We start from the raw sequence: 23,987 nt of genomic DNA, 5'->3' as shown, positions 1-23,987 counted from the left end.
AGGAGGCGGGGGCATGAGTGATGATTCCAGTGGCGGTCAGAAGCCGCCTCCCGGGAATGGCTCCCTCCTGGGCGACTCGGACTTCGGGGACTCCTGGCTCAGGGACTTCGTGCAAGCGGCACCGTCGGAGCGCAGGCCCATCGCTGGGGATCGGCTGGGCGGCAGGGACGGCCGCCGGTTCGAACTGCTGAAAGAGCTGGGGAAGGGAGGCATGGGCCTGGTGTACCGCGCGCGGGACGAGGAGCTGGACCGCGTGGTGGCGCTCAAGTTCCTGCTCCCTCGCTCGGAGTCGGCTACGGGATGGATGGTCACGCAGCTCAGGCAAGAGGCTCGGGCCGTGGCCCAGCTCAATGATGACAACATCATCCGGATCTTCGACGTCGCGGAGTGGCAGGCTGGAGACGGCCAGGCACACATGCCCTTCCTGGTCATGGAGTACCTGGAGGGAGAGTCGCTGGCGGCATTGCTTCACCGCGAGAAGCCAGGGTTGAGGCGCGCGTTGGAGATCATCGAGGGCGTGGCAGCGGGGCTCGCTCACGCGCACCAGCGGCACATCATCCACCGGGACCTCAAGCCCAGTAACGTCTTCATCACGAGCGAAGGGACGGTGAAGCTGCTGGACTTCGGCCTGGCGCACCTGGTGGCTCCCAGCAGGCCGCCCGTGCCGAACTCGGCCAAGGAGGGGACCCCGCAGTACATGGCTCCAGAGCAGTGGCGCGGCGAGGGACAGGACGAGCGCACGGACCTCTGGGAACTCGGCGTGATGATGTACGAGCTGTTGACAGGGGAACTGCCCTTTTCGGGGGAGTCCCTGGACGCGCTGAAGGAACGTGTCATCTCTCCGGAGCCGGCGCCCTCCGTGCGCCAGCACCACCCGGAGATCCCCGAGGCAGTGGAGCGGCTCGTGAGTTCGGCCCTGGCCAAGGAGCCATCCCGCCGCATCCCTTCCGCGGTGGAGTTCCTCGAGGACCTGCGCGAGATCAAGGCGCGCCTCGGGTTCCGGACGAGAGCCGTGGGGGCTGTCGAGCCCCAGCGCCAGCATGTCACGTTGGTTTCGTGCCGGTTGGCGGAGCTGACCCCTGTCGCCCGGAGGCTCGACGCCGAGGACTTCAGCGAACTGGAGGCCGTCTTCCAGCGGACCTGCTCGGAGATCCTCCAGCAGCATGGAGGCTTCATCACCCTGGTGATGGGCGACGAGGTGCAAGGGTGCTTCGGGTATCCCGTGGCTCGAGAGGAGGACTCGGAGCATGCGGGGCATGCCGCGCTTCAACTCGTCCGGGGCCTCCCGGAGCTCATCCGGCAGCGGGTGCCCCACCTGTCTCAGGTCGAACTGGCCGTGAAGGTCGGCGTCCACACGGACATGGTGGCCCTGGACCCGCGCGCTGCGACATTGCAGGGCAATGGGCTTGGCATCCAGGGAGAGGCACCGAGGATTGCCGCCTGGCTGGCGAGGCAGGCCCAGCCCGGGACGGTTGTCCTCAGTGGCTCGAGCTGGGCGTTGGTCCGAGGAGTCTTCGATGCCGAGCGTCTCGCTCCCCGCACCTTCGAGGGGGTGGCGGGCTCCTCCACGGTGGAGTTCTATCGCCTGGGGCTCGAGAGGAAGAGCGTGCTGCGCTTCGAGCGGTCGCTTGCCGTTCGAGGTCTCTTGAGGCTGGTGGGGAGGGAGCGCGAGTTCCGGTGGCTCCTGGAACTCTGGGAACGGGCACGCCAGGGGCACGGCGGCGTCGTTCTGCTGAGCGGGGAGGCAGGCATCGGCAAGTCCCGTCTCCTCCAGGAACTGCACCTGCGAGCGGACCCGAAGGCGAGCCTTCACCTTCGGTGCCAGTGTTGGAAGCAATCCAACGCGAGCGTTTTGAGTCCTCTCATCGACTTGCTGCAGCATCTCTTCCGCGAGGAAGTCATCGAGACGACCACTCCGGAGCACCGCCTGCGCAAGCTGACGGCACGGTTGGACGGGATGGGTTTGGCTTCGCACCATGTCCAGATGATCTCGGCGTTTCTCTCACTTCCGGTGGCCGAGAACCCGTTCGTCGAACAGGTCCTGGCGGAGCGGCAGAAGGCGCTGCTCTTCGAGGCGCTGACGGCCCTGCTGCTGCAAGCGGCACGGAGGTCTCCCGTCCTCGTCGCGGTGGAGGATCTGCATTGGGCGGACCCTTCCACACTGGAGCTGCTCGCCTACGCACAGGAGCGCATCGAGCAGGCCCCGATCCTCTTCGTGCTCAGTGCTCGCCCAGAGTTCGAGCCGGACTGGCCACGCTTCCCCTGGAGCCACCGGCTCACGCTGGAGCGGCTCTCGGCGGAGCGCACCGCAGCCCTGGTCCACGAGGCCGCCCGGGACAGGCCGCTTCCGGAGGAGACGGTGCGGCAGCTCGTGGCGAAGACGGACGGCGTTCCGCTCTTCGTGGAGGAGATGACGCGCATGGTACTGGAGCGGGCGCCGGCCAGTGGCGAACTCCCAGCCTCCATCCCAGCGACGCTGCACGAGCTGCTGCTCGCGCGGTTGGACATGCTTCCCTTCCGGCAGAAGGGCCTGGCGCAGCTTTGCGCGGTGGTGGGGCGCACGTTCACCCATGCGCTGCTGTCGGCGCTCACGCGACGCAGCGAGGCCGCCCTGAGTCGGGATCTGGACGAGCTGGTCTCCGCGGGTTTGCTCCAGCGGCAGGACGAGAACTCCGAGCCGGGGTACCAGTTCCGGCATGCCCTCATCCAGGATGCGGCTTGTCAGTCCATCCTGCGCAGTACACGGCGGCGCTACCACCATCAGATCGCACGGGTCCTGAAAGAGGCGTTTCCGGAAGTGGCGGAGCAGAAGCCGGAGTTGCTGGCGCACCACCACACGGACGCGGGGGAGTTCGCACTGGCCATTCCCTATTGGACGCAGGCGGGAATCCGCGCCAGCCGGCGTTCGGCCAACCTGGAGGCCATCAGCCACCTGACATATGCCTTGAAGTTGCTGCGCCTCATGCCCGATGCGGACAAGCGCAAGGGCGAGGAGCTTCAGCTCCTGATCTCTCTGGGCACACCCCTGGTGCAGGTGCAGGGCTACCGCACACCCGAGGTGGAGCAGACATACGCGCGAGCTCGGGAGCTGCTCGAGGAAGTGGGCGAGGAACTGCCTCGGCTGGAGTTGTCGTTCTGGGGCGCTTTTGCCTACTACTTCGCTCGCAAGGAGGTCTCCCTGGCCCACGAGCTGGCGGAGCGTCTGGTGGAGCTGGGCCAGCGCCATCACAGCCGCGAACTCCGGGTTCTGGGCTACCAGATGATGGCCATGGACTTCTGCACCTGGGGACGGATGCAAGAGGCTCGTGAGTGCACCCGGCGCGCGGTGACCTGCGCGAAGTTCAGCATCGAGGAGAGCCGGGTCATGGCCGTGAGGTATTGGGTCGAGCCGATGGCGGCGGCGTTGGCGTATGGCTCCATCATCCTCTCACCGCTCGGTGAGACGGAGCAGGCCGTCCAGTATGGGCAGGATGCACTCGAGCTCGCGACCCGGATCGGTCATACCCACACCCTGGCCACGGTGCTGAGCTACCTGGCCGTGGCGTGTCAGCTCCGACGGGATGTCTCGTGCTCCCTCAAGTGGGCTGACAAGGCCATCGCCGTCAGCCGCGAGTATGGGTTCCGCGTCGCGCAAACCTGGGCGACGATCGTCCGAAGTTGGGCCTTGTCTGAGCTGGGGCAACCCCAGCTGGGGCTGGAGGGCATGCAGAAGGCCATCGCCCACTGGCGAGCCTCGGGCATCATGGCCGGCATGACCTACAACCTGGGCTTGCTGGCGGAGATCTACCTGAAGCTGGGGCAGCCCCAGGAGGCGCTGGCAGTGGTGGACGAGGCGTTGAACGTGCTGAAGGTGACGGAAGAAATCTCCTACGCACCAGAACTGTATCGGGTGCGAGGAATGGCGCTCCGCGCGCTTGGTCAGGAGCAAGCGGGACGGGAATGCCTGCTCCAGGCTATTGCCGTCGCGCACGAACAGGGGACGTTCGCCTACGAGCGCCAGGCCCAGGAGAGCCTGAGGCTCTGGTCTCCAGGGGAGGGGGAGCCCTCCCACGCTTCGTAACGAGGTCGGAAGGGGGAGGCGCCTGGTTTCCAGGCGCTTCCCTCACTTCTGCGCGGGAGCAGGAGCCGCGGGTGCTCCTTCTCCGGGCAGCTCGAGCTTGAAGCCCCCGCGCTCCAGCATGGACTTCATCTCACTGCGGGCCACGGACTTGGTGAAGGCCTCGGTCGGCGTCACGAGCTTCTTCTTGGCCAACTCGAGCAGCGCTTCGTTGAGCATCACCATGCCCGCGCCTCGCGAGGTCTGCATCACCGAGGGAATCTGGAACGTCTTTCCCTCGCGGATGAGGTTGGACACCGAGCTGGTGCACAACAGCACCTCCTGCGCCGCCACGCGTCCGCCGCCAATCTTCTTGCACAGCGTCTGCGAGATGACCCCCTTGAGGGACTCAGAGAGCATCATGCGGATCTGCTCCTGCCGGTCCGGCGGGAACTGGTCGATGATGCGGTCCACCGTCGAGGCCGCCGTGTTCGTGTGCAGCGTGCCGAACACCAGGTGTCCCGTCTCCGCCGTCTCGATGGCGATGGCGATCGTCTCCAGGTCTCGCATCTCGCCCACCAGCACCACGTCCGGATCCTCTCGCAGCGCCGCTCGAAGCGCGTCCTTGAAGGAGTCCGTGTGCACGCCAATCTCGCGCTGGTTCACCAGGCAGCGCTTGTTCGGGTGCACGAACTCGATGGGATCCTCGATCGTGATGATGTGGTCCTCGCGATTGCGGTTGATGTAGTCGACCATCGACGCCAGCGTCGTGGACTTGCCCGAGCCCGTCGGGCCTGTCACCAGCACCAATCCCTTGGTGAGGAAGCACAGATCGAGGATCTGCTTGCTCAACCCCATCTCCTCCGCGGTGCGGATGGTGTTGGGGATCTGCCGCATCACCGAGCCAATGCCCTTGCGATCCGCGAAGACGTTGACGCGGAAGCGCGCCGCCGACGTCTCGTAGGCGAAGTCCGTGTCGTGCTTCTTCTCCCACTGGATCTGGTTCTTGTCCGGCGCCAGGCTGAAGACCATCTCCTTCAGGCGCGCGGCGGGAATCGGGCCGTACTCCGCCATGGGCACCATGTCGCCGTCGATGCGGAAGTGCGGCACCGTGTCCGTGGCCAGGTGGAGGTCCGAGGCCCGGCGGGCCAGCATCGTCTCCAGCAGGGAGAGCATCCCGGGATCGCCCGAACGATCGCGGGGCATTTCGATGTCCGGGCTCTGCGAGGCTTTGTCCTCCACGGGGACCACGACGGGCGCGGGGACCGCCGCGACCGCGGGTTGGCTCGTTCGCCCGTTTGAAGCGGGGCGGGGCGCCGCCGCGGGAGCCACTGGAGCGAGCGTCGGAGCCGCCACGACCGGCGGGGCTTTCGCGGCAGGCGCTGGGGGCGCCACAGGCACTGGAGGTGCGGCAGGCGCCGGATTCTCATCCGCGAATTCGACGTTGCCGTACATGGCGTATGCCGAGAACGGCACCATGGACACCCGCGCACGGCCCTGCTCCAACTCGAACTTCACCTGCACCGCGCCCGCCGGTGAGGAATACGGAAAGATGGTCATTCCCTGAGCTGGGAAGGAGGCGCGTTGATCCGAAGGTACCAGCTCGCCGACCGCGGCGATGATCTGTTGCGTCGTGAGGTTCTGCTTCAGGACCGGTAGCAGGCCCGAGGCGGTGCGGATGTTCAATCCGCCACCGGTTTCCATCAGAATTTCCTGACCTGAATCCTTCAACAACTTTTCGATGATGTAGTCGATCCTGGCCATGATGTCAGCGTGAGAGCGGTTCCACGTAGGCGATGTGGCGTTTGTTGACGAGCGCGACGCGCTTGCCTTGAGTGAGGCGGATGAACGGCGGTGAGTCGTTGAGGTAATCGTTGAGCCGGGTGCGACTCTCGGGCTGCATATAGACGATGAGGCCTTGCATCCGCTGGCCATCCACGAGGTGGATCTCGACCTCGTGCTCCGTGAGGATGGTGAGGCGATCCTCCTCGCGGAACTCGTGCTCGATGTCCGCCTTCGCCACCGCGATGGCGACGCTGTTGAGGAAGGTGATCTTCCCGGTGGCTGCGTCCTGGGCTGGAATGAACTTCACCTCACTGTTGAGCAGGTCCGAGAGCCGCTCGCCCTGACTGTACTCGGGCACCCCCGTCGTGAGGAAGACGGCCACCTCTCGCACCTCTCCCCCCGGGAGGATGACCTGGGTGAGCACGCGTTGTTTGGGAACTCGAAGCTCGTCCACGGGAAATGCCTCCTCGCCACGCAGGTGGCGCCAGCCTGAGGGGCGGATCCTAACGGCAGTGGCCTGCCCCGCAAAGAATGGACCCGCTTCCACCTACATGTTCGGTGGGAGCGGGTCCGGGTTGGAGCAAGATGGGGACTTGGGGACGCTGGGTCCAGGAATACCCTGTCAGGACATGAATGGCCGTTCAGTTCGGACGGCACGACAGGGCGTTCGGCCGAGGTGCGCCGCGTGCCAGCCTGCAACTCGTGGCATCCCCATCCTGGCAGGCGTGCTCCAGAATCCGGAGGCCCTCCGAGGCTTCACTCCCGGTGGAGGGGGCACTGAGCAGGAGTGCTCCAATCACTCCGCAGGCCGGCGCGGCCCCTGCGCCGCATTGCCGCCAGGCGACGCGTGAGACCTCTTCCAGGAACTCGCAAGCGCGGGCTTCTCCCAACCGGCAGGCACGCTTCAAGAGCCCTGGCATTTCGAGAGAGGCTCCACGATCGGGTTGCCTGCGCTTGATCGTGTCGTAGAGCGCGAGGCATCCCATGGCCGCGCCTCGGTCACAGGCCTGACGGAACAGGGCCTCCTGTGAGGCCGCATCCTTTACGTCGCCCTGCGTTTCCTGATTCTCCAGCACGAGGAGCCGGCAAGCCTCGGATGAGCCGAGGGCACATCCTCGGGAGAAGAGGGCATCAGCGCCCGGGGCCTTCCCGGTCTCGCCCTCGCTGGATTGGAGCGAGAGCATTCCCTGGTTCGCGCACGCCGTGCCATTGCCTGCCTCACACGCTCGCGCATAGAGCGCGAACGCCTTGCCGGTGTCCTGGGAGACGCCCGTTCCCGCGCGGAACGCATCGCCCAGGAGCTGGCAGGCAAGGCCATCTCCGGCGTCGCAGCCTCGCTGCGCGAACAGCGCGATCCATTCGCCGTCCAGGGCGCTTCCGCTCCGGTGGGCATTCTCGGCGAGCCCCAGTGCCGCGATTCCACACGCGCTCCGTGGGTGTTTGTCACAGGCTTCCTGGAGTTCGGCCTGGCCGGTGGCTACATCCTGGAGGATGCCGTCGCCCAGCAGCGTCGAGAGTGCATGCCGAGCGCATCCCTCGCCATCTCCCTGCTCACAGGCTCGCTGGAACAGGGAGCGCGCGGTGCCGGGCTCGGGAACGTTCTGACCACCGAGGCCCGCCAGCGCCATGCGTCCGAGCACGGTGCAGCCCTCGGCCACGCCCAGGTCACAGGCTGTCTTCGCGAGCGTGGCTCGCTCCTGTAGCTCGCACTGGGAGGTGAGAGGAACCTCGCGCAGTTTTCGCAAGCTGTTGCGGCAACTCGAGGCATCCGCACAGGCGGGCGCTGGAGCCGCCTCCGCCAGCGTGGGAGTGGGCTGCACGGCCTCGCGGGAGGCGCTACAGCCTACGAGCGCGATCAACGCCAGCGCACTTCTCAGCAGACCCGCCTGGGCACGAGGTTGAAGCTTGGCTTCCACAAGACCTCCCATGGAGGCGGGACGGCGGCCGGCCCACACGCCGTCTCCAGACACTCTTCAGTGTGGCCTCTCGGGTAGGGGATACTGTGAAATCTTTCTTTCGTCATCATTGCTTCTTTGTGACGAAAGATGACACCCGGTGATGAATTCCAGCGAGCTGTGAGTGAGTCAGCCGCTCACAGCCCGCTCGGAAACGCTGCTCACCTCACATCAGGTAGGGGGACTCGACTCCCAGATTCTGGGCCGCGCCTTTGACCTGGGCTCGCAGGCCGCGCTTGCTGCCCTGGCCGGAGCGCTTGCCTCGGCGGCGCTTGTTCGTGGACGAGCTGGTCAGCTCCTGCACCTTGCGCCGCGCGGCGTCGACCGCGTCCTTGCCCATGTCCAGCACCGAGGACATGGCTCCCGCCACGATATTGCCCGGAGGTGTATCCGGAGCGCGCGGGTGCGGCCGCGTGGGCGCCGCCTTCTTCGCCAGCGTCAGTGCCGCGGCCATGTCCTTCAGCTCGCTCGGGGTGAAGGCCCTGCGCACCTGCGGGAAGAGCTCCTGCTCCTCCTCCTTCACGTGGGTGCGCACGTTCTCGATCAGCACCTTCACCTTGGCGTCGAAGCGCTCGGCCTCCGGTGGCAGGTTCTCGAGCTCGGTCAGCAGCCACTTCACCACGTGGTGCTCCTCGAGCGCCTCGAGCACGTCGTCGTTCAGCTTCTCCACCTGGGCGCGCACCGTGGGGTAGAAGATCTCCTCCTCGATGACCGCATGGACAGCCAGCTCACGCACCATCTGATCCACCAGCTTGCGCTTGAGCTTCTTCGCGTTCTGGCCCGCCTGTTCGAACCTCCGGAACAGGCTCTCCACCGTCTTGTGATCCGCCTTCAAGAGCGCAATGGCATCCATTGAACGCTTCTCCTCTCGCGTTAAGGGGGTGCCAGCCCGGCGCGCCCCGTCACGTCTGAGAGGGTGGTGATGGCTCGCACTTTATGCCCGGTCCCCAAGCAGTCCGGGCCTCGTCAGGTTGAGGAGCAGGCAGGCAAGGAGCGGAAGGGCAGGGGCTCCTCGGGTAAAAGGGTGCCGGGAGGTGGTTCATGGCACGCATCGCGGTACTGGGCGCTGGAGGCGTGGGCAGCGCGACCGCGCGCTTCCTGGCGCGCGAGGGACATGACGTCACGGTGCTCGAGCAGTTCGAGCCCGATCATGATCGCGGCAGCTCCTACGGCACGTCCCGGATCATCCGGAAGACCTATACGGATGGTCTCTACACGGCCCTCATGGGCCATGCCTATCCGCTCTGGGACGAGCTGGAGCGCGAGGCCGGTGAGTCGCTGTTCGTCCGCGCGGGAGGTCTGTTCTTCGGTCCCGCCGAGCACCCGGAGCTGGCCGCCATCCGCCGCGCGCTGAAGGACAACGGCGTCCCGTTCGAAGAGCTGGATCCCACCGCCTGCGAGCGCAGGTTTCCTCAGTTCCGATTGCTGCCAGGGGAGTCGGCTATCTTCGAGCGCGAGGCCGGCTTCCTTCACGCCTCCGCGTGCGTGAGGGCCAACCTCCGTCTGGCCACCGCCCGTGGTGCCCGGCTGCGCGTCAGGACTCCGGTGGAATCCATTGCTCCCAACTCGCAGGGCATCACGCTGACCCTCGCTGGAGGAGAGTCTCTCGAGTTCGACCGGCTCGTCGTCTCCGCGGGCCCGTGGACGGCGCGCCTGCTGGCCCGCTTCGTCTCGCTTCCGTTCACGGTGACTCGGCAGACCTATTGCCACTTCGAGCCCCACGTCCCGGCCGCGGAGTTCAGCGCGGATCGCTTCCCGGTGTGGATCGACTTCGCGACGGACTTCTACGGCTTCCCGAACGATGGCCAGGTTCCTGGAGTCAAGGTGGCGTGGCACGCTACGGGCTCTCCCACGGATCCCGAGCGGGTGGACCGCGAACTCCACGAATCCGACCGCGAGCCGCTGCGGAGCTACAGCGCCAGGCATTTCCCCGGGCTCTCGACCCGCGTCACCCTCGAGAAGGTCTGCCTCTACACCATGACGCCGGACAAGGACTTCGTGGTGGATCACCTGCCCGGCGAGCCTCGCATCACCGTGATCGGCGGGTTGAGCGGGCACGGGTTCAAGTTCACCGTGTTGCTCGGCCGCATCGCGGCGTGGATGGCCACGGGCCAACGGGTGCCCTGGGACCTCTCCCGGTTCTCGATCGCCCGCCTGAAGTGAGCGGCACCCTCGTCGGCCGAATGCCTGGCAACTGGTCCGACCACCCTACCAGTCGGGCCAGCGCCGGTCCCGACCGGTCCCAGGCCTCACGGAGTACGCGTCAGGCCTCGGCCCGTCACGAGGTACACCGCGAAGCTGCCCAGCCAGTGTCCTCCCTCGTAGTGCGCGCCGGTGACGGAGCGCAGCCCTGCCTCCCGGTGCCGCTTCGCCGCCGCCCTCAGCGAGCCCACCCGCTTGTCCGAGGTCGGCAGCGCCGAGGCGATCCCCTCCAGCATCCACGCCCGGCTCAGGTTCAGGCCATCCAGGTGTGCCAGCTTCGGATCCCCCGGGTCGGACACCACCGCTGGCTCCAGCCACGCGGCCGAGCCGTTCGATGGCAGCTCCGGCAGGAAGCCGCGCAGCCACGTGGCGAAGCGTGCCGGAGGCAGCACCCGCCTCATCAGGTCCGCCTCGGCGATGCAGGGCGACAGGAAGTCGTGCCCCGAGGGCTCGTACGCCAGGGGGCCGCGCTGGTCCTTCCCGTAGAACGTCTCCACGCGCTCCATGAGCAGCTGCTCCATGGCGCCGTCCTTCGCTTGACGCGCCCAGTCAAGGATGAGTCCGAAGGCAAAGGCCGTTTGATCATGCTCTCCCACACGGATGGGACGCGTCAGCTTGGGCACCCACTCGCGGATCCGCTGCGCCGCCGCCTGCTCCAATGGCTTCAGCGTGGCCGCCCACTCCCGCGCCTGCGGATCGTCCCACTCGCGCAGCTCGGCCGAGAGCTGGAGCAGCCAGGCCAACCCATAGGGCCGCTCGAAGGAGACCCGTCCGGGTGCGCTCAGGTATGCCACCTCGGCGGTAATGTTCGCGGGCGTCAGGCTCCGGGCCAGCGCCGCTCGGGCCCGCGGCGCGAAGGCCGCCTCTGGGAAGGTCCTCGCCAGCCGGGCGAGCAGCCAGTGCCCGTGCACGGCCGAGTGCCAGTCGTAGCAGCCGTAGAAGGCCGGAGTGAGCTCGCGGGGAGGGCGCACATCCGTGTCCGCGTTCAGCACGTGGGCAATCTTGTTCGGGTACTCTTGGTGGACACACGTGAGGGCCAGCTCCGCGAAGCGCGTGGCGGCCTCGGCATTGAAGTCCGCGGGCGGTGGGGGGCTGGTGGTGATCATGGCGGTCAGTCCCATGAGGAGCGGCAGGTTCATGGGACCAGCCTAGCGCAGGCCAGCACGCACCGAGGAAGATGCGGATCTCTGGTAGAACCTGATCAGATGCTGTTCGCGGAGGCCTTGGATGGAAGTCAAAGGTGTCGCATTCCTGGCGCGGCAGTTGATGATGATTCAGGAGCAGGGGGAGGAGGCGTGGCAGGCCTTCTTCTCGGAGTATGCGGTCAGTGAGCCGCTCTTCGCGCAGCCCGTGATGCCCGTCACGCGCATGCCCGTCGAGGCCTTCCTGCGCTTCAACGAGGCGCTGGTGGATCGCTTCTACAACAGCGATCCGAAGATCTACTGGCAGTTCGGTGTGAAGTCCGCCGAGTACGCACTGATCCGCGGCCAGCTCAAGACGATGTTCGGCCTGGGAGACATGAAGCGCTTCCTCCTCTTCACCCCCGGCATCTGGAAGGGCTACTTCACCGCGGGCGAGCTGCTGGTCCGGCCCGAGGCCGAGTACACGGAGCTGCGCATCACCGGCGTGCCGCGGCCCCATCCCTACTTCGAGCTGTCGGTGATGGGCTTCGCCGCCGGAGGGCTCCAGGTGCTGGGCGCCAAGAACCTCCAGCACGAGGTCGTCAAGGGCTTCACCCGAGGCCACCCCGAGGTCGTCTACCGCTTCCGGTACGAGTGAGGCGGCGCTCAGCCCAACAGCTCGATCGGATCTCCCACCCGGAGCGTCCCCGGGCGGCGCACCAGGACGTTCTGGCCGAACATCACCTTGCCCTCCTGGCGGCGGAAGAAGGCCAGCGTGCGCAGCGGCTCGCCGTCCTTCGCCTTCGTGCCCGTGAGCGGATCCACCGTGGTGAAGACGCACCGCGAGCAGGGTTTGACGACCTCCAGCTCCACGTTGCCCACGCGCAGGCGTTTCCAGGAGTCCTCGGCGAAGGGCTCGCAGCCTTCCACCACGAGGTTGGGCCGGAAGTGCTCCACGGTGATGGGCCGGTTCAGACGCCGGTTCAGTTCCTCCACCGAGCCCCGTGACAGCAGCAGCAGCGGGAAGGCGTCCGGGAAGGCCACCTGATCCTCGGGCCGGGCGTACTTGGGATCCACCGGCCGATCCATCCGGGAGTCCCGGTACACGAGCTGGACCGACTCGCCCAGGTACTGGCTGAACCAGCGGTCCGCGGTCTCGCCCGCGCGAGCCGCCGAGCACTGATCTCCCCAGATCTTGACGTTCAGGCGCTCAGCCCCCTCGGGCGGCACGGCCACCTGCAACTCGGGCTGATTCGGAGCGGACAGGCGCAGCCCTCCCTCGGACGGGATGGCGCTCACGAGCACGAGGGCAGGGGACTCGCGTCCGGTGATGAAGGAGCCGTCGGGGCGGACCAGCATCCAGCGGCGATCGTTCTCGAGCCCCAGCGGCTCCACCGTGGCCTGTGTCAGCGGCAGCCCCCGCGTGGACTTGATGGGATGGATGAAGAGCTGGGTCAGGACGGGCATGGGGCCCCTCGGGGAGAAGACAGTGTCCGCGCTCAGGCGGCCCGCGGCAGTTTGATGCGGAAGGTGGTGCCCTTGCCGGGAGCGCTCTCCACGGAGATCTCCCCGCCGAACCCGGTGATGATGCCGTGGCAGATGGACAGCCCCAACCCCGAGCCTCCCGGCTTCGTGGTGTAGAAGGGCTCGAAGATGTGGCTCAGGTGCTCGGCCTCGATGCCGGCACCGTTGTCCTGGATCTCCACCACCGCGTCGGCCCCTTGCGGCCGCGTGCCCAGGCGCAGCCGGGGTTCGGGGTGGTCCGCGGGCAGCGCCTGGATGGCGTTGGAGATCAGGTTGAGGAAGACCTGCGTCAGCCCCTCGTCGCTCGCCAGCACGGGAGGCACCTCCTGCAACTCCAGCACCCGCTGCACCCGGGAGCCCGCGGGCAGCTCGATGCGGGTGAGCGCCTGCTCCAGCACCTTGCGCACGTCCACCGCCACGCCCGGCTGCGGGCTCACGCGGGCGAACAGCTTCACGTCCTGGACGATCCGCTTGAGCCGATCCGTGCCCTGGATCGCATCCCGGCACGCATCCAGCAGCTCCGCCGGATCCTCCAGGGGCACCCCCGCGTTCCGCTTCTCCAGCGCCAGCCGCAGGTGGTTCAGGTTGGTGCTCACGAAGCCCAGCGGACTGCTGATCTCGTTGGCCATGCCCGAGGCCAGTCGGCCCATGGCCTCCAGCCGCTGGGACTGCGCCAGCTGTGCCTCCAGCCGCGCCCGGTCATCCATCTCCTGGCGCAGCCGCGCGTTGCTGGCCTGCAACTCCTGGGTCCGCTCGGCCACCGCCTGGGCCAGTTCCTCCTGGCGGCGGCGGCTCTGCCGGGACAAGTCCCACTTCTGCGCCAGCGCGTGCGCCATCTGGCGCACCTCGATGTTGTCGAAGGGCTTGCGGAGGATCAGCAGCCGCTGGTTGATGCCCAGCCGCTGCGCCACCTCCTCCCACGAGTAGTCCGCGTAGGCCGAGCACAGCACCACCTGCAGATCCTCGTCCGCCTTCCAGAGCAGCGCCGTGGTCTCCACCCCGTCGATGCCGGGCGGCATGCGGATGTCCACGAAGGCCAGCGCATAGGGGCGGCCCTCGGCGGCGGCCTCCTTCACGCGCTGGACGCCCTCCTCACCTTGCGAGGCGGAGTCCACCTCGAAGGAGTACGCACCCCCGCCGCGCGCCTGGGGAGAGCCGAAGATGGCCATCTCCAGTGCGTCCAGCGAGGTGCTGCTCTCGGAGGTGGCCAGGATCTTCTGGAAGTCCTGATGGATGGAGGGGTTGTCGTCGATGATGAGGATGCGGCGACGGGGAGAGGCGGGCATGATCATCCGCGGGCCTGCTCGGGGTTGAGGGGAAGGTCGATGATGAAGGTGGCACCATGGCCCAGGCCGGCACTGGTGCAGGTAAGGCTGCCCTTCATCTCGCTGGCGGCCAGGGCGCTGGCGTGCAGCCCGAACCCATGTCCGCTCTTCTTCGTTGTAAAGCCCTGGCTGAAGAGGCGCGGCAGGTTCTCCGGGGCAATGCCGGTGCCGTTGTCCGACACCTCGAGCCGGAGCCGCTCCTGGGGCAGGGCGCTGATGCGCAAGGTGAGCTGCTTGTTCGCACGCTGGCTCTCCAACAGCGAGTGCCGCGCGTTGCTCAGCAGGTTCACCAGGATCTGCAGCAGCTTGTGCCGGTCCACGTGCAGCGGTGGAACGGTGGCGTACTCCCGGCGAACCTGGATGCCGAGCTGCTCGAACGAGGTGGAGTGAAGACGCAGTGCGTCATCCAAGAGCTCGGGCAAGGAGACCTGCTCCACCATGCCCCCGAAGCGGGCATGCTCCTGCTGCATCTGCACCACGCTCTTGATGTGGTCCACGTTCTTCGTCAGGGACCGGATCTCCGCCAACATCGTTGCCTGTTCCTCCGCGATCTGCCGCGAGACGGACAGGAGGTACTCTGGCAGCAGCCGACCCCTCTCGTCACGCGTGAGGAACGTTCCCAGGTCCTCGCCGTGCTCGTGTATCAGCTCCGTGGCCCGGACAAGCCCTTGAACTCGGGAGCCGCGCAGGTGCTCGGCCACCAGGGTCGCCGAGACGTTGACGCTGTTGAGGGTGTTGCCCACGTTGTGGAGCACGCCGGTGGCGATCTCCGCCATGCCCGCCTTGCGCGACGCCTCCAGCAGGCTGCGGTGCAGCTCCACCAGCCGGGCCTCGGCCTGGCGCCGGGCCGTCATGTCCCGGCCGAAGATCGTCACCCCCGCGGCCTGGCCCTGCTCGTCCAGCATGGGGGTGAGGGAGAACTCCAGCGCCGCGCTCGAGTCTCCCATCGGGTAGATGAACTCGCTGAGCACCCGCTCGCCGCTCAGGGCCCGGGCGAAGTTCTGGGCGAACTCCGGGTGGCGCTCCTGGAAGCGCGTCTGGGCCAGCGGCTCGCCCAGCAGGGCCGCGTGTCCGAAGATCAGCGAGTACCAGCGACGATGCGCCGCGTTACTCGTGAGCAGGCGCCCCTCCTTGTCCAGCGAGCAGACGATGTCATCCGTGCTCTCCACCAGGCTGTGCAGCTTGCGCTCGTTGTCGCGCAGCTCCTTCAACGTGCGCTCCAGGGCCCGCTGGGCGTTGTCTCGTGCCCGGATGTACAGGTAGTTGAGGCCCCAGACGCCGACGATGCACAGGGCGGCGAAGAGGTTGCTGGAGAGCGTCAGCCCGTTGGCGAAGGCAGGGTCGGACAGGTTGAAGCCGACCAGCGCGAGCGGCTGGAGGACCAGCGCGTACAGGGCCATGAGCAGGGTGAAGGCCAGGCCTCCGCGCGAGCCCAGCACGAAGAAGGCCAGCAGGGGGATGAGAGTGCTGGCCACATGCGCGGCCGCCATCCGGTTGCCCATGTGCATGCCTGCGGTGATGTAGGCCCAGCACAGGGTCGAGCACAGCAACAGGCCGGCGGGTCGCGGCGAGGAGCCCTTGCGCAGGAGCACCAGCGTGAGCGCATATGCCCCCACACAGCCGATGGCGACGGCTTGGAGGACGGCCTGGTTCGGCCTCGAGAGCACCGAGCCCAGGAAGAGCACGCTCATCACCCACTGCGAGAGCGCGCCGAACGCCACCGTGCGGTAGCGGTTGAGCTCATCCGCGGGAGCCCGGCGCTGGTCCTCCCTCAGGAACAAATCCAGCCCCTGCCGGAGCCATGCCGAGGCGCCGCCGCGCGCGGAGGCCGCAGGCGACACCGCGCCCTGAGTCTCGGCAATCCCGGAAGAGTTGGTATTCATGGATAAATTCCTCCTCACCGTAATTGCATAGAGCGGCCAGTGCACGCCCGTGAGGAGGTGGCTTTACTGCGCACAGTGTATGTTCCTTAACACTGTGCATTAGCCAGCGCCCTCACCTCAGGGGCAACAAACACCGCACCGCCCCCGAAAGGCCCCGTTTTTCAGGAGCCTGCGGGGGCGGGACTGGAGCCTGGGGCCTGGGGCCTGGGAGGGCGGGTGGGGAGTCAGCTCACGAGGCCGAGGGCTCGGGCCAGCTCGGTGCGCGCGGTGGCGATCTGGTACACGGCCTGGACGCGCTGCGCCGCGGCATTGGTGGCCTGCACCTGCGCGTCCCCCAGCTCGATGATGTTGCCCACGCCGGCCTGGTAGCGGCCCTCGGCCAGCCGCAGGCGCTCGCGGGCATTGGCCAGGGCGTCCTCGGCGGCGGACAGGCTCTCCCGGGCGGCGCGCACGGACAGCTGGGCGCTCTCCACCTGGAGCCGGGCCTGCTGCTGGAGCGAGTCGCGCTGGGCCTGCAGGCTGCTCAGGGTGGCCTCCTGCTCGCGGACCTGCGCGCGGGTGAGCCCGCCCTGGAACAGCGGCCAGCTCAGCGCGAGCTGGCCCGTCAGGTTCCACTGCGTCTGACTGGGATCCTCTCCCACATCCGAGCCGCTGAGGGAGGCCGAGAGGCTGGGCCAGTACCCGCCGCGCGTCGCGGACAGCTGCTGCTGCTGAGCGCGAAGCTCGGAGGCGCTGGCGGCCAGGTCCGGACGGCGGGAGAGCGCGGACGTCACGAGTGCATCGGTCGGCTGGTCCTCGCCCTCCACGGGAGCCACGGTGACGTCCTGGACGGCGTAGTCCGTGGAGCCCTTCACGCCCATGGCCTGGTTGAGCTGGGCCTTGCTGGTGGCGTAGGCGTTCTGGCTCTGGATGAGCTGGAGCCTCGCGTTGGAGAGGGAGGTCTTCTGCTGGAGCAGATCGATCTCCGGGCGGGTGCCCACCTCCACCTGGGCCTGGACCTGGTTCAGGTGGGACTCCTCGTTGGCCAGCGTCTCCCGAGCGACCTGGAGCAGCGCCTGCTGTGCCAGCACGTTGAAGTAGGCGGTGCGGACGTTGGCCAGTACGTCCAGCCGGGTCTGCTCGCCGGTGGAGGCCTGGGCCTCGGCCGAGCTCTGGGCTGCGCGCCAGCGGCCGGTGGTCTGTCCGAAGTCATAGAGGAGCTGGCTCGCGGTGGCGCCCAGGGTGAAGCCGTTGTTGCGCACCGAGATGCCCGTCGTGGGCGTGGAGGTGCCGGTGGTGCCCGAGGTGGAGCGCTGGTAGGTGAGGGTGCTGTTCACCTGGGGCAGCAGCGAGGAGCGGCGCTGGTCCACCCGAGCCTCCGCCGCCTGGGTGTTGGCCTGTGCCTGTCGGAGCTGCGGCTGGTGGGAGGTGGCGGTCTGGAGCGCCTCTTCCAGGGAGAGCGTCCGCGAGGGCTGCGCGGGAGCGGCGGTGGGCTCGGCGGTCGAGGCGGCACTCGGAGTGACACTCGAAGGAGTCGCCTGGGCGACCGTCGGTGCGTCCGCGGGCGTGGCGGAAGCGGCTTCCGCGCAGAGGAGCAGGAACAGGGAGAGCGGGCGCATCATTCGTACCTCAGCGCATCAATGGGATCGAGTTGGCTGGCCTTGCGCGCGGGGTAGAGCCCGAAGCCCACGCCCACCAGGGCGCTGAAGCCGAGCGCCAGCACGACGACATCGGGACGGACGAGCAGCGGCCACTGGAACTGCGCGGCGAGGAACCGGGCCACGCCCACGCCGAGCGCTGCCCCCAGCGCGCCTCCGAGCATCGACAGCGTGAGCGCCTCGACGAGGAACTGCGCGAGGATGTCCCGGGGCCGCGCGCCCACCGCCACGCGCACGCCGATCTCCCGGGTGCGCTCGGTGACGCTCACCAGCATGATGTTCATGATGCCGATGCCGCCCACCACCAGGGACACGGCGGCGATGGAGGCCAGCAGCAGGCTCAACGTCTGGGTGCTCTGCTGCTGCCCGGCGGCCAGCTCGGAAAGATCTCTGATGTCGAAGTCGTTGGCGGCGCCGTCGGCCAGCCGGTGCCGCTCGCGCAGCAACTGGATGACGTCCTCCTGGGCCTTGGTGGTGCCGGTGGAGGGATCGGCCTGCACATAGATGATGCCGGAGATGAACGCGCCCAGGCTCTGGGACTGCACCTGCCGCCGGAAGCTGTTGGAGGGGATGAAGACGGTGTCGTCGTAGTCCTGGCCGATGGGGGACTGGCCCTTGCGCGCGGCCACGCCAATCACGGTGAAGGGCGTCTTCTTGATGCGGACGACCTGTCCCACCGGATCGGCGCCCGCGCCGAAGAGCTTCTCCACCACCGACTGGCCGAGGATGGCCACCTTGGCGCCCACCTCCGCGTCCGTGGTGGTGAAGCGGGCTCCCGAGGCGATGGGCCAGTTGCGCACGTCGAAGAAGTCCGGCGTGGTGCCCACCACGTTCGTCGTCCAGTTCTGATCTTCTGAAACCACCGTGGTGGACGCGCGCATCTCCGGAGCGGCGGCGCGCACGGAGGGCACCTGCGTGCGGATGGCCTCCAGGTCGTCCCAGGTGACGGTGGGCGCGCTGCCGAAGCCGCCGCGTGCTCCGCCCGAGGTGGAGGAGCCCGGCAGGATGATGAGCAGGTTCGTCCCCATGGAGGTGAACACCTGCTCGACGTTGGAGCGCGCTCCGTCGCCGATGGCCACCATGGCGATGACGGCGCCCACGCCGATGATGACGCCCAGCGCGGTGAGCACCGAGCGCGTCTTGCTGCGCACCAGGGAGCGCACGGCCAGACGCAGGGTCTCGAAGATGTTCATGGCGAGGCCTCCTCCAGCTCGGTGAGCACCGCGGGCTGGGCCACCTGGCGCTGGTCGGAGCGGATGCGCCCGTCCCGCACCACCACGAGGCGCTCGGTGTAGCTGGCCACGTCCGGCTCGTGGGTGACGATCATGATCGTGAGGCCTTCGCGGCGCAGCTCCTGGAACAGGGCCATGACCTCGATGCTGGTGCGCGAGTCCAGGTTGCCGGTGGGCTCGTCGGCGAGGATGACGGAGGGCCGGTTCACCAACGCCCGGGCGATGGCCACGCGCTGCTGTTGGCCGCCGGAGAGCTGACGCGGGTGGTGATCCAGGCGCGCGCCCAGCCCCACACGCTCGAGTGCCTCCTTGGCTCGCTTGTGCCGCTCGCGGCCCGAGATGCCCGCGTAGAGCATGGGCAGCTCCACGTTCTCCAGCGCGGAGGTACGCGCCAGCAGGTTGAAGCTCTGGAAGACGAAGCCGAGCGTGCGGTTGCGCACGATGGCCAGCTCGTTCCGGTCCAGCTTCGAGACGTCGATTCCCTGGAGCAGGTACTCGCCCGAGGTGGGCCGGTCCAGACAGCCGAGGATGTTCATCAGCGTGGACTTGCCCGAACCGCTGGAGCCCATGATGGAGACGAAGTCCCCGGACTCCACCTTGAAGTCCACGTGGCGCAGGGCGGCGACCTCCACGTCCTCCGTTCGATAGATCTTGCTCACTCCGCGCAGCTCGATGAGCGGCGGCTTTCTCATTCCTTCCATGACTCTCTCCTTCACGCCCTAGAACGGACCGCGACGGAATGGGGTGGCGCCACCAGGCTTCTGCGCCGCACCTGGCGCCTGCGAGCCCTGCGCGCCCGTGGCCTGCGCGGTGATGATGCGATCGCCTTCGCGCAGCTCGCCCTCGCGGACCTCCGTGACCGAGCCGTCCGTCAGCCCGGTCTTCACGTGGACCGGAGCGGCGGTGCCGTCACGCAGGACGAAGAGGGTCCGGCTCCCATCCGAGGCGCGTCCCGCGGCCGCAGAGGCACCCGCGGTCCCTGTCTGGGGCTGCTGGGGACCACCCGCCGGAGCGGCCATGGCGGACGCGGGACGGAAGCGCAGGGCCGCGTTGGGCACGGCGAGCACATCCGCCTTCTGATCGGTGACGATGGTGACGTTGGCCGTCATCCCGGGCTTGAGCTTGAGGTCCGGGTTCTGCACGTCGATCACGGCGTCATAGGTGACGACGTTCTGCACCGTCTGGGCCGCGTTGCGGATCTGCCGGATGACGCCCTCGAAGCGCTCGTTGGGGAAGGCATCCACCGTGAAGGTGGCGTGCTGACCGGGCTCCAGCCGGCCCACGTCCGCCTCGCCGACGCTGGTGTCCACCTGCATCTTCCGCAGGTCCTCGGCGATGGTGAACAGCGTGGGCGCCTGGAGCGATGCCGCCACCGTCTGCCCCACGTCCACGCTGCGCGAGATGACGATGCCGTCCGTGGGCGACACGATGGTGGTGTACTTGAGGTTGACGTCGGCCTCGTTGAGCGACGCCTGGGCCTGGGCGAGCGAGGCCTCGGCGGAGGCCACCTGCGTCTGCGCGGACTGCGCGGAGGCCTCGGCGGTGTCCAGCTCCGCCTGCGAGATGAACTGCTTGTCGCGCAGCGTCTTGGAGCGCTCGGCGCTGCGGCGGGCGTTCTCCGCCTCCACGCGCGCCTTTTGCAGGTTGGCCTTGGCCACGAGCACGTTCGCTCGCGAGCGCTCCACGGCCGCCTGGTAGAGCTGGGGATCGATCCGGGCGATGATCTGCCCCTTCTTCACCGGCGAGTTGTAGTCGACGGTGATCTCCTGGATGCGGCCGGACACCTGGCTGCCCACCTGCACGGTGACCAGCGCGGACAGGGTGCCGGTGGCCGTCACGCGGGACTCGATGTTCCGGCGCTCCACCGGAGTGGTCTCGAAGGCCGCCACGGGCTCGGAGGGAGCGCGGCGGGCCCACCATATCCCAGCGGCAGCGGCCACCAGCCCTACCACCAGCCAGCCCACCCATCGCCTCTGCGAATACCAAGGCCGCTTCGCCTCGGTGGGCAGGGGGTGGGAACTTACGGGCGCCTCTTCTCGTCTCTGCAGCTCAGTCACAGACCTCATGCCTTGAGGTCTAGGCCGCCGTGCGTTTCGGTGAATCTCCTCAAGATTACGAAAGATGTCCGGCGCCCGCCGCAGGGCTGTCCGCCTGCTCATCCGCCGGGAGAGGGAGCGCCGGGGCGACAGGTAGGATGATGCGGGCCGTGGTGCCGATACCCGGCTGGCTCTCCAGCGTGAGCGTGCCGCCGTGCGCGACGACGATGCGGCGTGCCAGGGCCAGCCCCAGCCCCACGCCACCCGTGGTGCGGGCCCGGCTCCGATCGCTGCGGAAGAAGGGCGTGAAGAGGTGGGGCATGTCGCTCGCGTCGACGCCGATGCCCTGATCGGCTATTTCGATCGTGAGCCCTTCCTTGGCCACACGCGCGCGGAGCTGGACGGTGGTGCCGGGCTCCGAGTACTTGCCCGCATTGTCCAGCAGGTTGTCGAGCGCGCGGCGCAGGAGCACCGGATCCGCATCCAGCGCGGGCAGCGGCTCCGGAGCGCTCACCTCCAGGACATGGCGAGGCCGGGTGGTGCGGAAGCGCGTCGCGGCCTTGTCCAGCAGCGTCCGGGCCTCCAGGTGCTCGCGGCGCATGGGTGGCATGGCGCCCGGAGACTGTCCGGTCGCGAGATCCAGCTTCGCCGCGGTGAGCACGTCCTGGATGAGCTGTTCCAGCTCGGACAGATCGGTGGTGATGTCCGCGAGCGACTCGCGAGCCAGGTCCGCGTCTCCCTCGGAGGCCAGATCCAGCGCCACGCGGATGCGAGCCAGCGGCGTGCGCAGCTCGTGCGAGACGTTGGCGATCAGCTCCTTCTGCGAGCGGAGCAGGTGGGTGATGCGCTCGGCCATCTCATCAAAGGCCTCGGCGACCTGCCCCAGCTCGTCACGCCGCTTGAGGCCCGCGCGGACATTCAGCATCCCCTGGCCGAACGAGCGCGTCACCTGGGCCAGGCGCTGAAGGGGCACGGCCAGCGTCCGGGCGAAGGCCACGGAGGTGACGGCCGTGCAGCCGAGCACCAGTCCGATGAGCACGGCGAAATTGATGGTGGGCGGGCCCGGTGGAGGGCGCTGGAGGAATACGGCGTAGGCCACCGGGGTCCCCTCTTTCGGGATCATCACCACCCTGCGATGGGGCTCTCCATCGGATGGGATCGGGAGCCAGCGCGGTGTGCGGACGTGGGGCCGAGAGGGGCTTGGGAGCGGAGCGTCGATCGGGGGATCGATATTGGAAGCCAGGACCCGTCCATCCATGGCGTGGACCGTCACCTGCTGGCCCATGTACTTCTCGGCGCGCTCCATCGCTGCCTGGAGCGCCTCGGGTTGGTTCAGGAGCGGCTCCCACTCCAGGGTGAAGTAGGCGAAGAATTGATCCGGGCCTCGCCGCATCTGGGGAGGCTCCGCGATGAGATCCCGCGTGCCGATCACCACCGCGACGATGAGGACGAACTGGGCGATCCCGACCAGGTACACTCGCATCAACAGCGAGCTGGGCAGGCGGAAGCGCCTCCAGTTCATGACTCTTCACCGCGGGTCAGCATGTAGCCCGCGCCACGAACCGTCTTGAGCAGCTTCGGGTTGCGCGGATCCTCCTCCAGCTTCTGGCGGATGCGGAAGATGTGCACGTCGATGGAGCGGTCGAACACCTCGTCCGCGCTGCCCTTGACCAGGTCGAGGATCTGCTCGCGGCTGAGCACGCGCCCGGCGCGCTCGGCGAGCACGCGCAGCAGGGCGAACTCATAGGAGGTGAGCGCCAGGGAGCGCCCGTCGAGCGTGGCGGTGAGGCTGCGGGGATCCAGTTGCAGCCGGCCCGCCTGGATGGGCTGGGTGGCCGGGCCGGCGTGGCCTCGGGCGCGGCGCACCTGGGCGCGGATGCGCGCGAGCAGCTCGCGAGAGGAGTACGGCTTGGGGAGGTAGTCGTCCGCCCCCGTCTCCAGGCCCAGGACGCGGTCGATCTCCTCGCCACGGGCGGTGACCATGATGATGGGGACATCGCTGCGCGTGCGCAGCTCCCGGCACACCTCCAGGCCATCGCGTCCCGGGAGCATCAGGTCCAGCAGGATGACGTCATACGCGTGACGTGCGGCCTCGGTCAGGCCCTCGGTGCCGGTGCGGGCGATCGTGACGATGACCCCATGCTCCTGGAGGTAGCGAGCGGTGAGGCGCGCCAGCCGCTCGTCGTCTTCCACGAGGAGGACCTGGACGGTTCCTTCCTCGGTCACCGGGCGGGTTTGCTGCTCCATGGGTATCTCTCCAGTCCCTTTTGGCTGCACGGTATCTCCGAGGAGGCAGAAGGTGCGCGACCCGGAGAGCCCCTGGAAGGGATTTTATGGGCCCCGGGTGGGACCCGCATGGAGAGAGATGAAACTCCGGGTCGCGCTAGGTTCAACCTGAGGCCTGCCCATGTCTCGGATGCTTCGGGGAGATGAAGAAATATTTTGTTCACGCGGCGTGACGCTGCGCGGCGACCCGGTGTCGGTCCTCCTGATAGCGGCGCAGCGCCCACTGGCCCGCGGGCCGCTTGCGGAGCTCCTCCGCCATCTGGACGATGGCCTTGGGCATGGGGAGCTCCGGACGGAAGGCGTACGGAGTGCCCTCGATGGCCAGAAGGGGGCCGAGCAGCGCAGCGGCGGTGATGTCCGCCAGCGTCAGCGAGGAGCCCACGAGGTAGCGCGAGGGATCCTTCTGGGTCTCGCTCTCGATGCGATCCATGGCCGCGAGGACCTTCACGCGGGACTCCTCCACCTTGGTGGGGGTGACGCGGTATTGGCGCCGGATGACACTCTTGAGGACAGGAGCGAGCAGACGGCCGAGCCACCGCTGCGGCGCGGCGTAGGCTCCGAAGAAGAACCGGCCTACGTCCCCTCCGTCGAGGATGTACCCATAGGCCCAGCGGCGCACGTGGATGCCCACTCCGTCGAAGTAGTCCTCCAACTCGAGGACGCGATCCCGTTCCGGACCGGGCGGAGGCAGCAGGGGCGGCGTGGGATAGGTCCGCTCCAGGTGGAGGGCGATCTCGGTGGAGTCGCCCAGCGCCACGGTGCCGTCCACCAGCACCGGGACGCTCCCGCTGGCCTGCGCCATGCGCTTGGTCAGGCGGCGGTGGGGCCCGGGCATGAGGTTCTGGAGCTGGTACGGCAGGCCCTTGGCGTCGAGCAGCCAGCGGGCCTTCTCGCAGTAATGGGAGACTGGGAACTGGTAGAGCGTTCGTTCCGTGGGAGGCATGGGCGCAGCATCCCACGATTCC

18 protein-coding genes are annotated in these 23,987 nt (G+C 67.9%); 3 read left to right on the top strand and 15 right to left on the bottom strand.

What is annotated here, in order from left to right:
- The first annotated feature begins 13 nt into the window (after positions 1–13).
- Complete coding sequence (locus KY501_RS43965; protein WP_224370445.1) at positions 14–4,060, top strand: protein kinase domain-containing protein; 4,047 nt, start codon at positions 14–16, stop codon at positions 4,058–4,060.
- A gap of 42 nt (positions 4,061–4,102) precedes the next feature.
- Here the strand turns inward: KY501_RS43965 and KY501_RS53790 are convergent, their stop codons facing one another.
- From KY501_RS53790 to KY501_RS43945, 4 genes are all read right to left on the bottom strand, one after another.
- A complete protein-coding gene (locus tag KY501_RS53790) occupies positions 4,103–5,740 on the bottom strand; it encodes a type IV pilus twitching motility protein PilT (protein ID WP_304608709.1) in 1,638 nt (545 codons plus the stop codon).
- Positions 5,741–5,804: 64 nt separating this feature from the next.
- Entirely contained in the window at positions 5,805–6,275 is a 471-nt protein-coding gene (locus tag KY501_RS43955; RefSeq protein ID WP_224370443.1) for a hypothetical protein, read from the bottom strand.
- 187 nt (positions 6,276–6,462) lie between these two features.
- A complete protein-coding gene (locus KY501_RS43950; protein ID WP_224370441.1) occupies positions 6,463–7,737 on the bottom strand; it encodes a tetratricopeptide repeat protein in 1,275 nt (424 codons plus the stop codon).
- 205 nt (positions 7,738–7,942) lie between these two features.
- Positions 7,943–8,629, bottom strand: a complete 687-nt coding sequence (locus KY501_RS43945; protein WP_224370439.1) for a hemerythrin domain-containing protein — start codon at positions 8,627–8,629, stop codon at positions 7,943–7,945.
- 188 nt (positions 8,630–8,817) lie between these two features.
- Between KY501_RS43945 and solA the strand changes: the two genes are divergently transcribed.
- Positions 8,818–9,939, top strand: a complete 1,122-nt coding sequence (gene solA / locus KY501_RS43940) for an N-methyl-L-tryptophan oxidase (RefSeq protein WP_224370437.1) — start codon at positions 8,818–8,820, stop codon at positions 9,937–9,939.
- A gap of 86 nt (positions 9,940–10,025) precedes the next feature.
- Here solA and KY501_RS43935 read toward each other — a convergent pair whose 3' ends face one another.
- A complete protein-coding gene (locus KY501_RS43935) occupies positions 10,026–11,117 on the bottom strand; it encodes a DUF2891 domain-containing protein (protein ID WP_224370435.1) in 1,092 nt (363 codons plus the stop codon).
- Between the two features lie 88 nt (positions 11,118–11,205).
- Between KY501_RS43935 and KY501_RS43930 the strand changes: the two genes are divergently transcribed.
- Entirely contained in the window at positions 11,206–11,757 is a 552-nt protein-coding gene (locus KY501_RS43930) for a hypothetical protein (protein ID WP_224370433.1), read from the top strand.
- A gap of 8 nt (positions 11,758–11,765) precedes the next feature.
- On the opposite strand, the gene KY501_RS43925 is transcribed toward KY501_RS43930, so the two are convergent.
- The 10 genes from KY501_RS43925 to KY501_RS43880 all read right to left on the bottom strand — a co-directional run bounded on the left by KY501_RS43925 (position 11,766) and on the right by KY501_RS43880 (position 23,965).
- The gene (locus KY501_RS43925; RefSeq protein ID WP_224370431.1) at positions 11,766–12,566 is read right to left on the bottom strand and encodes an MOSC domain-containing protein; all 801 of its coding nucleotides are present in this window, start codon (positions 12,564–12,566) and stop codon (positions 11,766–11,768) included.
- A gap of 32 nt (positions 12,567–12,598) precedes the next feature.
- Entirely contained in the window at positions 12,599–13,909 is a 1,311-nt protein-coding gene (locus KY501_RS43920) for a hybrid sensor histidine kinase/response regulator (RefSeq protein WP_224370429.1), read from the bottom strand.
- Between the two features lie 2 nt (positions 13,910–13,911).
- Positions 13,912–15,831, bottom strand: coding sequence for an ATP-binding protein (locus KY501_RS43915; protein WP_224370427.1), 1,920 nt, complete (start codon positions 15,829–15,831; stop codon positions 13,912–13,914).
- A gap of 224 nt (positions 15,832–16,055) precedes the next feature.
- Positions 16,056–17,432 (bottom strand): TolC family protein, encoded by a 1,377-nt coding sequence (locus KY501_RS43910; RefSeq protein ID WP_224370425.1) that lies wholly within the window; start codon positions 17,430–17,432, stop codon positions 16,056–16,058.
- Complete coding sequence (locus KY501_RS43905; RefSeq protein ID WP_224370423.1) at positions 17,429–18,661, bottom strand: ABC transporter permease; 1,233 nt, start codon at positions 18,659–18,661, stop codon at positions 17,429–17,431. The genes KY501_RS43910 and KY501_RS43905 overlap by 4 nt, the downstream gene beginning before the upstream one ends.
- The gene (locus KY501_RS43900; RefSeq protein ID WP_224370530.1) at positions 18,658–19,392 is read right to left on the bottom strand and encodes an ABC transporter ATP-binding protein; all 735 of its coding nucleotides are present in this window, start codon (positions 19,390–19,392) and stop codon (positions 18,658–18,660) included. Before KY501_RS43900 ends, KY501_RS43905 begins: the two co-directional genes overlap by 4 nt.
- A gap of 27 nt (positions 19,393–19,419) precedes the next feature.
- Positions 19,420–20,664 (bottom strand): efflux RND transporter periplasmic adaptor subunit, encoded by a 1,245-nt coding sequence (locus tag KY501_RS43895; RefSeq protein ID WP_224370420.1) that lies wholly within the window; start codon positions 20,662–20,664, stop codon positions 19,420–19,422.
- Positions 20,665–20,812: 148 nt separating this feature from the next.
- On the bottom strand, positions 20,813–22,258 hold the full coding sequence (locus KY501_RS43890) for a sensor histidine kinase (protein ID WP_224370418.1): 1,446 nt from the start codon (positions 22,256–22,258) through the stop codon (positions 20,813–20,815).
- Complete coding sequence (locus KY501_RS43885) at positions 22,255–22,983, bottom strand: response regulator transcription factor (RefSeq protein WP_224370416.1); 729 nt, start codon at positions 22,981–22,983, stop codon at positions 22,255–22,257. The genes KY501_RS43890 and KY501_RS43885 overlap by 4 nt, the downstream gene beginning before the upstream one ends.
- A 199-nt stretch (positions 22,984–23,182) precedes the next feature.
- Positions 23,183–23,965 carry a glutathione S-transferase family protein gene (locus KY501_RS43880; RefSeq protein WP_224370414.1) on the bottom strand — a complete coding sequence of 261 codons (783 nt, stop codon included), beginning with the start codon at positions 23,963–23,965 and terminating at the stop codon, positions 23,183–23,185.
- Positions 23,966–23,987: the final 22 nt, after the last annotated feature.

Origin of the sequence: Hyalangium versicolor, from assembly GCF_020103695.1 — a bacterium.
GTDB lineage: Bacteria > Myxococcota > Myxococcia > Myxococcales > Myxococcaceae > Hyalangium > Hyalangium versicolor.
The sequence above is the reverse complement of the archived record's forward strand: the minus strand, read 5'-3'. Positions and strand labels throughout refer to the sequence as shown.